Raw genomic sequence first — 15735 nt, forward strand, 5'->3', positions numbered from 1 at the left:
GATTACAACTTATAATGGTTCATCAACATTTTTTCGTAGACTTTATCGGGTAAAATTCTCTTCAATACAATGGAGAACTTTTGCATAAAAGCACCCACTTTATAATGGATTCTAGGATTTATTTCTTGAATAATTTGAAAAACTGCTTCTGCCATTTCGTTGGGATTACTTCCACTATCAACGTGTTGATCCATGGTTCGCAATACGTCACCATATACTTTTTCGTAAGCTGAACCATTTGTAACTGGTGCATGAAAACGACCTGCTGCTATATTGGTAGTAAAATCGCCAGGCGCTACATTTGTAATTTGGATTCCGAAAGGTTTCACTTCCATTCGTAACGCCTCTGTTATCAATTCTAAAGCTCCTTTAGAAGCTGAATAGACACTTCGATACGGCAATCCCATATACCCTGCAATTGATGTAATATTAATAATCAAACCTGATTGCTGTGAACGCATTTGTGGCAATGCCGCTTTCATTACTTCGATAGGTCCAAAAAAATTGGTTTCAAAATTATTTTTGATTTCCTCCATCGGAATCTCTTCCAAAGGACCAGTAATTCCTACACCCGCATTATTGATTACAATATCTAACCGACCTGTTTCTTGTATAATTTTGGCAACAGCCAAATGAATAGAAGCCGAATCTCTAACATCCAAAGGAACCAACGGAAAAGATGAGTTAGTAATCTTCTCAGGGTTTCTACTTGTTCCATATACCGTAAATCCTTGATGATGTAAATATTCACCTATAGCTTTTCCTATTCCTGAAGATCCTCCTGTAATTAAAACTACTTTACTCATTCCAATGAATTTAATATGGCTTGTTTAGTTGATAAAAATACTCAAAAAAGAAGTTTTGAATACCCAATAAACAAAAAAATCTTCCCAATGGAAGATCAAAAAAATGGCAAGCGACCTACATCGCACCGCTCAACCACGTACCCTTGCTATGTTCCCATCCTGGGGGAGTCTGCAGGAGCTGGTCGTGTAGGACTTGCCGGTGCAAATATACAACCTTTTTATATTTTTGCAAGAGCATTGTTACTAATAAAATAAGGTTGTATATTCGAATATTAAAAAATATAAACATGAAAAAGTATAACTTCTTATTTATCATTTTATTAGGAGTAATTGTAACCAACTGTGGAGGTGCTAAAAAGGAAAACAATTCTCTTTTTACTTTTGATTCTTCTCAATTTAAAGAACAGTACCAATCGGAAGAATCTATCGATTTGGCATTATTGAATCCGAATACTTTAAGCGTTGATAGTGTTGTCTATTTTGTAAATGATACTAAAATTGGAACTAGAAAAGGATTGGATAGACTATCATTCAATTTTAAAGACCAAAAGTTAGGATACCAAAACTTAAAAGCCATTGTATATTATGATGGGGAACTTATTGAAGCTACTGACCGTGTTGAATTAGTGTCAAATGTTGAGCCTAAATTATTACAGTACACTATTGTAAATACGTACCCTCACGACATACAAGCGTACACACAAGGTTTAGAATTTTACCGTGACACTTTGTATGAAGGAACAGGAAATGGAAGTGGTCCAACAGGAAATAAAGGAATTTCTAGTTTGAGAAAGACCAATTATAAAACCGGAGAAGTATTAAAAAAAATAGAATTAGCTGAACAATATTTTGGTGAAGGAATAACCATTCTAAACAATAAAGTTTACCAATTGACTTGGTTAAATAATGAAGGCTATGTTTACAATGCAGATACGTTCAAAAAAGAAAAAACGTTTCCCTATTATAAAAAAATGGAAGGTTGGGGATTGACAACCGACGGAAAATCTTTGTATATGACAGATAGCTCTGAAACTATTCATATTTTGAATCCGGCAACATTCACTGAAATAGGTTCCATCAATGTGTATTCTTTAGCTAACAAAGTGAAAGCTGTGAATGAATTAGAATGGATCGAAGGAAAAATTTATGGTAACGTATACCAAAAAGACGCCATTGCTGTTATCAACCCTCAAACTGGAGCGGTAGAAGGAATACTAAATTTAGCTGATTTAAAAACAAAAATTACCCAATTACCTGACACGGATGTTCTGAATGGAATTGCTTACAATCCTAAAACTAAGACCATTTTTGTAACTGGTAAAAATTGGGATAAAATGTTTGAACTAAAAATTACAAACTAAATAGTAAGCATAAAAAAAAGGGAGCTTATTGCTCCCTTTTTTTATATCTGAAATAGAATTATCTCAAAGAAAAACTTGTTCTTGAAACCAATTCAGCTTTGTCAAAAACATTTACTGTATAAGTTCCTTTTACAAATTTACTTCCTGCTAAATCTTCTGTAACATCAACTGTTTTGTTATCATATTTTACATTGGTTGTAAAACTGTAAGTTAACGATTTAGTTCCAAAATTTTCTACTTTCTTTTCTCCAACCACATTGTTTTCGCTATCAATAACTTGAACATAAAACATTTTAGTTCCTGATTTTGCGATTTTATTTTCAGCAATTGTAAAACTAACTTTTAAAATGTCAGCTCTACTTGCTTTATCTGTCTCTATTTGTTTACCAGAACTTCTTACTTTGTAAGCAGCACCTTTAGTATTCAACACAGTTAATATAGATCCTTTTTCAACAGTTTTAGCTAATTCTGAATTTTGAGTAGTCAATACTTCATTCGCTTTTTTAGACTCTACCAAAACAACTCTTGTACTATCACGTTGAACGGTCAAAGTCACGTTTTGTTTTTTCAAGTTATCATTTTCAGCAATCAAAACTTTCATGTTATTTTGAAGTGCAGTCAATTGAGATTTAAATTTTGAAACATCTCCATTCGATTTTTTCAAATCAGCCATTAAAGCAACTACTTTATCTCTCTCTTTAATCAATTCTTCTGACATTGTGGTATTTTCAGCAATTGCAGCATCATAAGTTGCTTTTAACGCTTGCAAATCTTTCATTACTGATTCTTTCTCAGTCAATGTAGTTTTTAATTCTGTACGAACCACTTCAGCATCTGTAGACATTTTAAAAATATAACCTAAACTGCCCAATAGTAATAGCGCTAATACAATTACAATTGCTTTCAAATTCGAATTGCTTTTTTGATTTTCCATTTTAATAATTTATAGTTTAATTGTTTCGACAAAAATAATAATATATCGCTACCACACAACGTTTTTTGACACATTTATAGTATTTTTGGACAAACCTTTTTTAACAATGGACAAACTAATTCCTTTTACAAGTACCGATTTAGGCAAAATTACCAATCATCGAAATGGTGAAATTAAATTTGGCGAAAAAATGATTACGGTACCTAAAGGAGTTGATCCATTAGAATTTCTTGCAACTTGTGACGCAAAATATGTAGTCTTCGGAATCCCAGAGGATATAGGTATTAGAGCTAATTATGGTAGACCTGGCGCTGCTTCTGCATGGAAAAGTGCTATAAAAAGTATTGCCAATATTCAGCACAACCGTTTTTGCAAAGGAAACCAAATTGTGATATTGGGAACTATTGATGTAACCAATGAGATGGCAGAAGTAACTAACTTGGATTTCAATGATATTGATGATCGCTCTAAGTTAAGTCAATTAGTGGAGGCAATAGACAAAGAGGTTTCGCATATTATTTTTCATATAATTAAATTAGGTAAAACACCGATTGTTATTGGCGGTGGGCAAAATAACGCCTATGGTAATATTAAAGGAACTGCTTTAGCAAATGGCAAACCAATCAATGCGATCAACTTTGATGCCCATTCTGATTTTAGAATTTTAGAAGGCCGTCACAATGGAAATGCATTTTCATATGCCTTTGAAGAGGGATTTCTGAAAAAATATTTTGTATTTGGTTTGCATGAAAACCACGTTACCAAAAGTGTGTTGGACTCGTTTAAAAAATTAGAAGATCGTTTACAATATGTCACCTATGATAGCATTCGCATTCGAAAAGAAAAAGATTTCGAAGAAGAAATGCTTCAAGCCTCAGAATTCATAACTCAAGAACCATTTGGATTGGAAATAGATTTGGGTGCTATTCCTAATATCGCAAGCAGTACCATGACACTTACTGGATTTTCAATTGAAGAATTACGCCATTTTGTTTCCTATTTTGGCCAATTTAAAAATGCCACTTATCTGCATCTATGTGAAGGCGCTCCCGAATTAGGTGAAGAAAAAAATGATCATTTAATAGGTAAAATTATTGGGCACTTAATTACTGACTTCATTAAGTCCAATAATGAAAAAATAATTCCTCAGCCAGAAGAATTGCCAATTTAATGGATCAAAAATAATAACACTATCTTTGCAAAGTATTGCTGTACTTATTACAGCGTATTTAATACCAAAAATATGTTATTCGAAGATTTATCACTTTCAAAAAGTATTCAAAAAGCCGTCTATGAAGAAGGCTATACCCACCCTACTCCTATTCAAGAACAAGCTATACCTTTAGTTTTATCGGGTAGAGATGTAATTGGATGTGCTCAAACAGGTACAGGAAAAACAGCTGCATTTGCTATTCCAATTATTCATCAATTACACCGAATCGTTGGTTCATCAAAAAAAGCTAAGGAAATTAGAGCTTTAATTGTAACTCCAACACGTGAATTAGCTGTTCAAATAGGCCAGAATTTTGACACTTATGCCAAATATACTAATCTAACTCAAATCACTCTTTTTGGGGGTGTCTCTCAAATTCCACAAGTAGACACCTTGAAAAAAGGGGTCGATGTGGTGATTGCAACTCCTGGAAGATTATTGGATTTGCACAAACAGGGTTTTATCAATTTTGATCATTTACACACCTTAGTATTGGACGAAGCCGATCAAATGTTAGATATGGGTTTTATCAATGATGTCAAGAAAATTGTGAAGCTTACGCCAAGTAACAGACAAACCTTATTATTCTCAGCAACAATGCCAATAGCGATCAGAGAATTAGCTGAGATGTTTTTAAAGGACCCCGCAAAGGTGGAAGTTTCTCCCGTTTCGTCTACCGCTGAAAAAGTAGAACAACGCATTTATTTTGTAGAAAAAACAGAGAAAAGAAACCTACTCTATCATTTAATTAACAATGAAAATCTATCGGATGTTTTAGTTTTTTCAAGAACAAAACACGGAGCTGATAATGTGGTAAAAGCCTTGCGCAAAAACAATATAGCTGCTGAAGCGATACATGGTGACAAATCACAAAACGCTAGACAACGTGTTCTAGAAGCATTTAAAAATAAAGAAGTGGGGGTGCTTGTAGCTACTGATATTGCTGCTCGTGGCATTGATATTGACCAATTGCCTTTTGTAATCAATTTTGATTTACCCAATATTCCTGAAACCTATGTTCACCGAATCGGTCGAACCGGTCGTGCCGGAAATGGCGGAATTGCGATTTCATTTTGTAGTAAAGACGAAGAGCCATACTGGAAAGACATTCAGAAATTGATCAAAGTAGATGTGCAAACCATTACAGATCATCCTTATCCTTGGCACTCTGGAAGTCCTGCAGCTATTACAAATAAACCCAACAATTCGAATCGTAGTGGTGGTGCTCACAAATCAAGAAAATCAAACGCTTCCAAACAAAACAAAAAACGTTGGTATTAATACCAACGTTTTTTTTATGTAAAATGAATTGAAAACAGATTAATTTCCTGCTTCAATTTTGTCTTCCCATTGCCCAACTACAGATGTAGCTAATGCATTTCCTAATACATTGGTTGCCGTTCTAAACATATCACAAAAGTGATCAATTGGCAATATTAATGCAATCCCTTCAACTGGGATATCAAACATCCCACAAGTTGCAGCTACTACTACTAAACTCGCTCTTGGAACACCTGCAATTCCTTTACTAGTTAACATCAAAACAAGCAACATGGTGAATTGTGTTCCTAAATCTAAATCAATTCCATAGGCTTGCGCTATAAAAATACTAGCAAAAGTCATGTACATCATACTTCCGTCTAGATTAAATGAATATCCCAAAGGCAACATGAAGGAAACAATTTTATCCTTTACTCCAAAACGTTCTAATTCTTCTGTTAATTTTGGAAATACTGCCTCGCTACTTGTAGTTCCAAAGGCAACTATTAACGGGCTTGAAATTCTTTTTAAAAGGGTTGACATTCTTGATTTTAAGAAGATATAGCCCACTAGAATAAGAACAGCCCATAATGATGAAATTCCGATTAAAAAAGATCCAAAATATTTGAAATAGGTAATCGCTAATTCTTGAAAATCACGAACGGCAAAAACACCCGCAATGGCACCAAATACACCAATAGGCGCAAACTTCATAACATAGTTTACCATTTTTAAAACAATATGTGAAGTTTTATCAAGTGCATTTACAACTGGCTTAACTGACTCCCCAATAGCTGCTGCAGCTAATCCAAAAAAGATAGAGAAAATTACAATTTGTAAAATTTCATTAGTAGCCATTGCTTCAAAAATACTTTTGGGAACGATATGTTCAATGAAGTTTTCAAAAGATAGTGTGGTTGTTTTTGCAGTTACTTCTGAAGCGGCTGTCAAATCAACATTAGAAAGATTTAATCCAACTCCTGGTTGCAAAATATTTACAAAAAACATACCTAACAATAAGGAAATAAAAGAGGCTGTAAAAAACCAACCTAAAGCTTTTCCTCCAATACGACCAACAGCTTTGATATCTCCTAATTTAGCAATCCCTACCACAAGTGTAGTGAATACCAAAGGAGAAATTATCATTTGCACCAAACGAATAAAAACGGTTGCCAGCATTTTTATTTTGCTACTGAAAGACTGGGCAATTTCATCCGTACAATTGGTATGGATAGCAATTCCTAAAACGGCCCCCACTATCATTGCAATTAAAATTTGTCCCGTAAGTCCAGATAAAAAGGACGGCTTATTAGTAGTTTCTTTCATTTTGGTTTTGGTTTTTGGTTAGCCCTGATGGAAGCGGCATACTTTAACAGCGGGGTTCGCTGGTAAAGATATAGCGTACAGCAGGAAATAGCTCCTATTATTTTGAATAGGTTTTGTTTAACAAATGAAAATCGGCCAAAACAATGGCAGCCATTGCTTCTACAATAGGAACTGCACGAGGAACCACACAAGGATCGTGACGCCCTTTACCAGTCATTTCAGTAATATTTCCTTTATTATCTAAAGATTCTTGTTTTTGCATAATAGTGGCAACTGGTTTGAAGGCTACTCGAAAATAAATATCCATACCGTTACTAATTCCGCCTTGGATTCCTCCAGAAAGATTCGTTTTAGTCGTTCCATCTTCGAGATACAAATCATTGTGATCGCTTCCTTTCATTTCGGCACCACAAAAACCACTTCCAAATTCAAATCCTTTAACGGCATTAATCGAAAGCATGGCTTTACCAAGTTCAGCATGGAGTTTATCAAAAACAGGTTCTCCTAATCCAACAGGTACATTTTGAATCACACAAGTTACAACACCACCAACGGTATCACCTTGCTTGCGAATTTCACGAATGTATTCTTCCATTTTAGCTGCTGAATCGGCATCAGGACAACGAACGGGATTGCTTTCAATTTTGGAGAAATCTAATTCTTGGTATTTCTTGTCTAAATGAATATGACCCACTGAGGATACAAAAGCATTGATTTTTATTTTGGGTAACATTTGCTTTGCAATGGCTCCTGCTACTACTCTACTTGCCGTTTCACGAGCAGAACTTCTTCCGCCTCCTCGATAATCTCTAAAACCATATTTTTGGTCGTACACATAATCGGCATGACTTGGTCTGTAATTGTCTTTTATGTGAGAATAATCGTCTGACTTTTGATTGGTATTCGGTATGATAAAACCAATTGGTGTGCCCGTTGTTTTTCCTTCAAAAATACCTGAAAGAAATTGCACATCGTCTGGTTCTTTACGTTGGGTTACAATAGCGGATTGTCCTGGTTTTCTTCGAGACATCTCTAATTGAACTGCTTCTAAGTCAATCGTAATACCTGGAGGACATCCGTCAATAATTCCGCCTAAAGCTTCTCCATGTGACTCTCCAAAAGTAGTAATTCTAAATAGTGTGCCGTAGCTATTTCCTGCCATTGTAATTAGTTTTGAACAAAAGTACCATTTTAGTTTAAAGTTTAAAAATTTAAGGTTTAAAGATTTACACTACCCCATTGAATTTCGTTTTGAGAATCATAAAACTAGATGGAAAACTACTAGCTATTAAAAAAGCCACTTAAAAGTGGCTTTTTTAATATTATGAATATTTAGCAATGGCTCTTTGGTATAAATCTTCGTATAGTGGTAGAATTTTTTTAATATCAAATTGCTGGGCAGTAATTAGAGCATTTTTCTTAAACTCAGATAATGCATCATCGTCTTTTAAAATTTTCATCGCATTTTTGGCCATGCCGTCAACATCACCTACTTCGCTTAAATAACCTGAAAAACCGTCTTTATTAACTTCAGGCAATCCACCTGCATTACTCGATATTACTGGTACGCCACACGCCATGGCTTCAAGTGCTACCAATCCAAAACTTTCGGTTTTTGAGGGTAATAAGAATAAATCAGTTTGGCATAAAATGGTGTCAATCTCATTACTGTTGCCAAAGAAAATTACTTTATCCTGAATTCCTAATTCGCGACATAAATGCTCTGCTTTTTCTTTTTCTGGACCCTCACCTACCATCATTAATTTGGCCGGAATTTCCTTTTGAATCTTGTTGAAAATTGCAATGATATCTGGTATACGTTTGACTTTTCTAAAATTACTTATGTGCGTAATAATACGTTCCTCGTCATTGGCCATAACCGAACGTTGACAAGGAGATTTATCTTCTTTCTTGATTTTATCCAATTCAATAAAATTCGGAATGACTTGAATTTCATTTTTAATATTGAATAATTTGAGAGTATCGTCTTTCAAACTTTGCGAAACAGAAGTTACAAAATCAGACTTATTAATGCTAAAAGTAACTGCTGGTTTGTAAAATGGGTGATTCCCTACCAGAGTAATATCGGTTCCGTGAAGTGTCGTTACCATAGGGATATCAATTCCTTCGTCCTTTAGCATTTGCTTAGCCATATAGCCCGCATAAGCATGAGGGATAGCATAATGAACGTGTAAAACTTCAATTTTATACAATTTTACCATGTCTACTAATTTGCTAGACAAGGCCAATTCATAAGGTTGGTAATGGAATAATGGATATTCAGGAACGTTAACTTCGTGATAATGAACGTTCGGATTTAAGAGTGCCAAACGTACGGGTTGACTATAGGTTATAAAATGAATTTCGTGACCACGTCGAGCTAATTCAAGACCTAATTCGGTAGCCACAACTCCACTTCCACCAAATGTGGGATAACATACGATTGCAATTCTCATTGGTATAATTTAAGAATACGAATTTACAGAAATAAAGGCGGTTTCTACTTAATGCAGAAAGAAATTAATAATTATTCTTCTCTCGTTTTTTATTTAGCCATTGGATGGCTTTTTGGGTGAGAAAAGCAGAACCGCTTCCAACCAAAGCTCCAACAAGAACATCAGAAGGATAATGGACCCCCAAATGCATACGAGAATACCCAACCGAACTTGCCCAAACAAAGGAAGGTACCACTACATACCATTTAGGAAAAGCCAAACTTAATGAAGTCGCCGTTGCAAATGCTGAAGAGGTATGACCAGAAGGCATAGAATAACTTCCTTCTACCGATAAAGGTTGAATTGATGGATGAGTTACATACGGTCTATCTCTTTTAATAATTGATTTTGATGCAATTGTAACAAAAGCAGAAGCCAAAAAAGTCTCGCCTATAAATAGTGCTTTTTGTTTTATTACTGAATCTTTTTGAATTAAACCAATAGAATACATTACCACGGGAGTGGCAAAACTAAGCGGCACGGCTGTATTTGTAATTAATTTAAAGGTAGGATCAAAAGCCGAATTTCTGTTGACATTGATTTTAGTTAAAATGTCAATGTCAATGTTTTGAGCACTAACAACAAAAAAACTCATCAAGAAAAAAATAGTACAACTTAATTTATTCATTTCAACTATTTTATAATGGCTTCATTAATAATTCTTTGAATGTCTTCGCGAATGTGTTCTTTAGATATAGTATTAATCGGATTCGTTGGATAGGTTCTATTGGACAGAAATACATACACAATTTCAGTAACTGGATCGGCCCAAGCCATTGTTCCTGTGAAACCGGTATGGCCAAAACTTGATGAAGAAACACAACCACAAGTGGGACTATCTCCAGTCAATTGAGGTTTATCAAAACCTAAACCTCTTCGATTTCCTTCTGAACAATAATAACAACTGTTAAAATCATCAAAGGTTTTCTCAGAAAAAAATTGTTGGTTACCATAATTCCCTTTTTGCAAATACAGCTGCATTATTTTGGCAACATCCATAGCATTTGAAAAAACACCGGCGTGACCAGCAACTCCTCCTTCTAGTGCGGCAGCCATGTCGTGCACATAACCTTGAATGGTTTGATAACGAAAATACGAATCCACTTCGGTAGGCGCTATTCGATTTTTATCCATTTTTTGCAAAGGATTATAAAGAGTGTTATTAGCACCAATAGGTTTAAAGAATTGTTCTGTTGCCAAAACATCCAGAGAAACTCCAGTGGCTTTTTCCAGATAATTACCCAAAATGATAAAGGTAAAATCACTGTATTTGTATTCTTTTTTTAAAGACAACTTACTATCTACAATCATTTTCATAATGGTATCATGATAATCATTTCGAATGAACAAACTATCGGCTACTTGTTTTGAGAATTGGGAATCGGCAATTTTTCTATAGTATTTTGCCAAAGGTTTTTCCTTGGTATCCAATGTTGCTTTGTAAAACGGAATCCAAGAAACTAAACCCGCAGAATGAGTAAGTAACTCTTTGAAATGAATATTTTTTTTATCTGAATTAGCAAATAGAGGTACCATTTCTGCTAAAGTTGTGTTCAGATTAATCTTTTGTTGATCGTATTGTTGCATTACATTAGGAAGTGTACCCACAATCTTACTTACAGATGCGATATCAAAAATGGTTTCGTTAGTTACTTTGGTATCGGAATCATAGGTGTAATTACCGAAAGCCTTTTGATAAATAACTTTCCCTTTTCTTGCAACCAAAACTTGTATTCCAGGAGCCATTTTCTCGCGGATTGCTTTTTGTGCAATGGTTTCAATTTGAGCTAATTTTTCGGAACTCATCGCCACATTCTCGGGAGTTGTAAAACCTAATCTATTCATTTTAATAGTAGAAAGTCCCTCATTAACTTGAAACGAATCATTTATAGAAACAGGCAATTTTCCTTTGGCTTCAATTGCACCAAATACCAGTTCAGCACTAACTTCTTGCGCCACATCATTATTTTGATAGGAAACAATTAATCCTTCAATGTCGTCAAAATTGGTTATTGGCAATAATGAATATGGTTTTGCAAAAACATCCAAAATGACGGTATTATTGATTGCAATTTTTTGAAGCCATTCTTTTTCGGTAGCTGTAAAATCATTATTCTTCCAGGGCTTGTCTGCTTTGTGATAGCCAATAATTACTGTAGAAAACTCTTTTAATTTTAGGTTCAAACTATCAATTGTAGCGGCACTAACTTCAGTAACTTCTGTGTATTTTTTTAGTGTTGAAACAAATTTAGTATTGTAATCATCACCCAATTTAACATAGGCGATCTTTTGAGTATTCAGATCTTTAATTGGTAAAATAGTACGATCATTTTTCAAAACCGTTATGGCATTTTCATACAAACGGTATTGCAAAGCCTCATTGGCAAGCGGATTAATATCCTTGATTAGATTTGAAATTGCTATTGGTTTAAATGTGTTCAAACCAGCTTTGTATTTGTATTTTAATATCTTTTTTACCGATTGTTCCAAACGTTCTTCAGAGACGATTTTATCTTCATAGGCTTTTATAATTGTTTCTATGCCAATTGGAACGTTCTCAGAAAAAAGCAAAATATCATTACCAGCAAGAAAGGCATCTAATTCAACGTCACCTGGTTTTTTAAACTTGCTAACCCCTTTCATATTCAGAGCATCTGTAAAAATTAATCCGTCAAATTTTAACTCTTTTTGCAACAAATTAGTAACTACATTATACGAAGTTGAAGTTGGATAATTTTGACGAAATTCTAAACTAGGAACATCCAAATGCGCTACCATAACAGAAACTAATCCTTCATCTATAATTTTATTATAAGGATACAGTTCTACTTTATCTAAATGTTCTTTGGAAAAAGAGAGTGTAGGTAAGCCTAAATGAGAATCAATAGACGTATCCCCATGACCTGGAAAATGTTTTCCAGTTGAAAAGACACCTTGCTTTTGAACCCCCTTCATTAAAGCAATTGCTTTTTCGGTTACATTAAATTTATTCTCACCAAAAGATCGGTTGCCAATGATTGGATTTTTAGGATTGGTATTGATGTCTAAAACGGGGGCAAAATTAAAATGAACGCCCATTCTACGACTTTCTTTACCCATTAACTCTCCAACATTTTCAATAAGATTTAGGTCTTTGATAGCTCCCAAGGTCATGTTCCAAGGATAACGATAGGTAGAATCCAAACGCATGCTCAAACCCCATTCGGCATCAATACCTACGAACAAAGGAATTTTAGATTTAGCTTGGTAACGATTGGTCAAATTCGCTTGACGCAAAGGACCGCCTTGAAAAAAAATGACACCACCAATTTTCTGGTCTTTAATTAATTTTTCAATAGTATTTATGTGGTTACTATCTTTGTTGGAATACGCAGCAACCATAAACAATTGACCCACTTTTTCTTGTAACGTCATTTGGTTGTAGATACTATCAGCCCAATGAGTTTCGGCTTCTGAATCTTTGAAAAAGTTTTTCCTTGCTGATTTTTCTTGAGGAATATATACCTCTTCAAAATCAGAAATTTCAGGTTTATTTAATAGAATTGGTGTAGGCGAAATAAACGTACTTTGAATAGTTCCACAATTGGAAACCATAAGAAGTAATAAAAAAGAAAGTACAATTTTAGTAAAGAACGTTTTCATCAATTGAGTATTAAAAAAAACGGCTGTGCCAACTATCTAAAGCTGGAACTTCCCAGGAGTCATTAAATTCTTCGATAGTATTGATCAAATTATTGAAAACAATCGTGTTTTCAGTAACTGCCTTATCTTTTACCATTTTTTTAAAATCAATCAAAGGTTTGTGGGCAATATGCTCGCCTAATTTGAAGGTCACATTCATTTTATCTAACAAATCAACGCTGTATTTCTTTTCTAAACTTTGAATAAACTCAACCGAAGCATCAATCGAACAACCGGTTGCATTTTGAACCTCTTGATTGACAGCCAAAATAATAAAACGATTGTATTTCAATTGGTAAGAGGATTCCAAACTTGTACCATGCGCCGCCCAGTATTGAAGAAATGCCTGTAAAGCAGTTTCGATTTCGGTCATTTCATCATCCGAAAATTTTCTATTGGATTGGTAAATCCAAATTCTAGACTCTTCGGGTAAACTTTCAAATGGAACGTACATAATACAATTGTATTGAGTTAATTAGTATACTTTTTTATAAATCTTGTGCATTAGCAATCAGTTCTGCAATATCCAGTACCTTCACTTCGCTTTCTTTTTCTTTATTTTTAATTCCATCTGTCATCATGGTATTACAAAATGGGCAACCTGCTGCAATAATATCGGGTTGTGTTTCTAGAGCATCTTCAGTTCGTTCAATATTGATTTCTTTGGAACCAGCTTCCGCATCTTTAAACATTTGAGCCCCACCCGCTCCACAACACAAACCGTTCGCTTTGGAACGTTTCATTTCAATTAATTCAACGTCTAGCTTCTGAATTAAATCTCTAGGCGCTTCGTAAATTTTATTGGCACGACCCAAATAACAGGGATCGTGAAATGTGATTTTTTTGCCTTTAAATTGTCCTCCTTCAATAGTCAAACGTCCTTGATCCAATAAGGACTTTAAAAATTCGGTGTGGTGAACTACTTCATATTTTCCTCCTAATTCTGGATATTCATTTTTTAAGGTATTAAAACAATGTGGACAGGCTGTAACTATTTTCTTGGCTTCATAAGCATTAAGCACTTCGATGTTCATCATGGCTTGCATTTGGAACAAAAACTCATTCCCTGCTCTTTTAGCTGGGTCACCAGTACAACTTTCTTCAGCTCCTAAAACAGCAAATGATACATTGGCACGATTCAAAATACGCACAAATGCTTTGGTTATTTTTTTAGCTCTATCGTCAAAACTACCTGCACAACCTACCCAAAACAATACTTCAGGTTGTTTTCCTTGAGCAAGCATTTCGGCCATTGTAGGTACTACTAAATTTTCGGACATGGTATCAATTTTATAATTAAGTTATTCTATTAATAATAGAAATTACTATTTATTCGTTTTTCCAATTCAATCGATCTTGTTGACTGTATTGCCATGGCGCACCATTATTTTCAATATTAGTCATCATAGAATTTAAAGCCATTGGAGCAGCACTTTGCTCCATTACAAGGTAGCGACGCATATCCATAATAATTGACAACGGACTAATACTTACAGGACATTCTTCTACGCAAGCATTACAAGAAGTACAGGCCCAAAGTTCCTCTGGAGTGATATAATCGTTTAACAAAGACTTGTTATCTGGAATAAAAATACCCTTATTGGCGTCAATGTTTTTACCCACTTCCTCCAAACGATCTCGGGTATCCATCATGATTTTTCGCGGAGATAATTTTTTACCCGTTTGGTTAGCCGGACAGGAAGAAGTACAACGTCCACATTCGGTACAAGTGTAAGCGTTCAACAATTGAACCCAATTCAAATCTTGTACATCACTTGCGCCAAATTTTGCAGGAGCCACTACAGTTTCGGGAGCTGCTGCAAAAGGATCGGCGTTGGGATCCATCATTAATTTAACTTCGTTGGTTACTGAGGCTAAATTATCAAATTGCCCTTCCGGATTTAAATTAGCAAAATAGGTGTTTGGAAATGCTAACAGAATATGCAAGTGTTTTGAATAATATAAGTAGTTCATGAATATCAAAATTCCTATGATATGTAACCACCAAAACAATTCCGATAATAGCATCACCAGTTCATTTGACAAACCATTAAAAAGAGGTTCTATAAACTGACTTATTGGAAATGAACCTGCTTTAATAAAATGAGAAAAACCGCCTGGGACATTTTGCAAATGCAAATCAGAGGCATTCATCAATAAAAATAAAGTCATTAACACCACTTCGAAATACAGAATATAATTGGCATCTTTTTTTGGAGTTCCATTCAAATCAGAACTAGAAAAACGCTTTAATTGAATTACATTTCTTCTTGTCCAAAACACGAACACCGCCACTAAAACCAATACCGCTAAAATTTCAAATGAAGCAATTAACAGATCGTAAATACTACCCAAAAAAACAAAAATTCTATGTGTTCCAAATAGCCCATCTATGATGATTTCAAGCAATTCAATATTAATGATCACAAAACCTACATACACTATAATATGAAAAAATCCTGCTACTGGACGCTTCACCATTTTGGATTGTCCTAAAGCAATCATAGCCATATTAGACCATCTTGTTTTTGGATTATCATTTCGATCAACAGCAATACCTAAATTGATATTTCGAACTAGTTTTTTTATGTTTAAATAAAAATAACCAAATCCTAAACTCAATATAATTGCAAATACTATATTATCTAAATAGTTCATA

Annotated in this window: 13 protein-coding genes and 1 other RNA gene; 3 read left to right on the forward strand and 11 right to left on the reverse strand. The window is 34.5% G+C overall.

Annotation, left to right across the window (positions count from 1 at the left end; all coding sequences use genetic code 11):
• Positions 1 to 2 precede the first annotated feature (2 nt).
• Together LPC21_RS08545 and ffs are read right to left on the reverse strand one after the other, a co-directional pair.
• Positions 3 to 806 carry an SDR family oxidoreductase gene (locus LPC21_RS08545; RefSeq protein ID WP_229316749.1) on the reverse strand — a complete coding sequence of 268 codons (804 nt, stop codon included), beginning with the start codon at positions 804 to 806 and terminating at the stop codon, positions 3 to 5.
• 101 nt (positions 807 to 907) lie between these two features.
• An RNA gene (gene ffs, locus LPC21_RS08550) (signal recognition particle sRNA small type) lies at positions 908 to 1005 on the reverse strand.
• An 88-nt stretch (positions 1006 to 1093) separates the two neighbouring features.
• Here ffs and LPC21_RS08555 point away from each other — a divergent pair.
• A complete protein-coding gene (locus LPC21_RS08555) occupies positions 1094 to 2167 on the forward strand; it encodes a glutaminyl-peptide cyclotransferase (RefSeq protein ID WP_229316750.1) in 1074 nt (357 codons plus the stop codon).
• 58 nt (positions 2168 to 2225) lie between these two features.
• On the opposite strand, the gene LPC21_RS08560 is transcribed toward LPC21_RS08555, so the two are convergent.
• The gene (locus LPC21_RS08560) at positions 2226 to 3101 is read right to left on the reverse strand and encodes a hypothetical protein (protein WP_229316751.1); all 876 of its coding nucleotides are present in this window, start codon (positions 3099 to 3101) and stop codon (positions 2226 to 2228) included.
• A gap of 106 nt (positions 3102 to 3207) precedes the next feature.
• Between LPC21_RS08560 and LPC21_RS08565 the strand changes: the two genes are divergently transcribed.
• Both LPC21_RS08565 and LPC21_RS08570 read left to right on the forward strand, forming a co-directional pair.
• Positions 3208 to 4272: a formimidoylglutamase gene (locus tag LPC21_RS08565; RefSeq protein ID WP_229316752.1), complete on the forward strand. Its 1065-nt coding sequence runs from the start codon at positions 3208 to 3210 to the stop codon at positions 4270 to 4272.
• A gap of 72 nt (positions 4273 to 4344) precedes the next feature.
• Complete coding sequence (locus tag LPC21_RS08570; RefSeq protein WP_229316753.1) at positions 4345 to 5595, forward strand: DEAD/DEAH box helicase; 1251 nt, start codon at positions 4345 to 4347, stop codon at positions 5593 to 5595.
• Positions 5596 to 5634: 39 nt separating this feature from the next.
• Here LPC21_RS08570 and LPC21_RS08575 read toward each other — a convergent pair whose 3' ends face one another.
• From LPC21_RS08575 to LPC21_RS08610, 8 genes are all read right to left on the reverse strand, one after another.
• Positions 5635 to 6900 carry a dicarboxylate/amino acid:cation symporter gene (locus tag LPC21_RS08575; RefSeq protein ID WP_229316754.1) on the reverse strand — a complete coding sequence of 422 codons (1266 nt, stop codon included), beginning with the start codon at positions 6898 to 6900 and terminating at the stop codon, positions 5635 to 5637.
• A gap of 97 nt (positions 6901 to 6997) precedes the next feature.
• Positions 6998 to 8062 (reverse strand): chorismate synthase, encoded by a 1065-nt coding sequence (aroC, locus tag LPC21_RS08580; RefSeq protein WP_229316755.1) that lies wholly within the window; start codon positions 8060 to 8062, stop codon positions 6998 to 7000.
• 160 nt (positions 8063 to 8222) lie between these two features.
• A complete protein-coding gene (gene bshA / locus LPC21_RS08585) occupies positions 8223 to 9356 on the reverse strand; it encodes an N-acetyl-alpha-D-glucosaminyl L-malate synthase BshA (RefSeq protein ID WP_229316756.1) in 1134 nt (377 codons plus the stop codon).
• Between the two features lie 64 nt (positions 9357 to 9420).
• Positions 9421 to 10023, reverse strand: a complete 603-nt coding sequence (locus LPC21_RS08590; RefSeq protein ID WP_229316757.1) for a phosphatase PAP2 family protein — start codon at positions 10021 to 10023, stop codon at positions 9421 to 9423.
• A 5-nt stretch (positions 10024 to 10028) separates the two neighbouring features.
• Positions 10029 to 13037 carry a serine hydrolase domain-containing protein gene (locus tag LPC21_RS08595; RefSeq protein ID WP_229316758.1) on the reverse strand — a complete coding sequence of 1003 codons (3009 nt, stop codon included), beginning with the start codon at positions 13035 to 13037 and terminating at the stop codon, positions 10029 to 10031.
• 10 nt (positions 13038 to 13047) lie between these two features.
• Entirely contained in the window at positions 13048 to 13530 is a 483-nt protein-coding gene (locus tag LPC21_RS08600; protein ID WP_229316759.1) for an ABC transporter ATPase, read from the reverse strand.
• A gap of 34 nt (positions 13531 to 13564) precedes the next feature.
• Positions 13565 to 14356 (reverse strand): (Fe-S)-binding protein, encoded by a 792-nt coding sequence (locus LPC21_RS08605; protein WP_229316760.1) that lies wholly within the window; start codon positions 14354 to 14356, stop codon positions 13565 to 13567.
• Positions 14357 to 14405: 49 nt separating this feature from the next.
• Positions 14406 to 15734: a 4Fe-4S dicluster domain-containing protein gene (locus LPC21_RS08610; protein ID WP_229316761.1), complete on the reverse strand. Its 1329-nt coding sequence runs from the start codon at positions 15732 to 15734 to the stop codon at positions 14406 to 14408.
• Position 15735 lies beyond the last annotated feature (1 nt).

The organism is Flavobacterium ammoniigenes (assembly GCF_020886055.1).
Taxonomy (GTDB): domain Bacteria; phylum Bacteroidota; class Bacteroidia; order Flavobacteriales; family Flavobacteriaceae; genus Flavobacterium; species Flavobacterium ammoniigenes.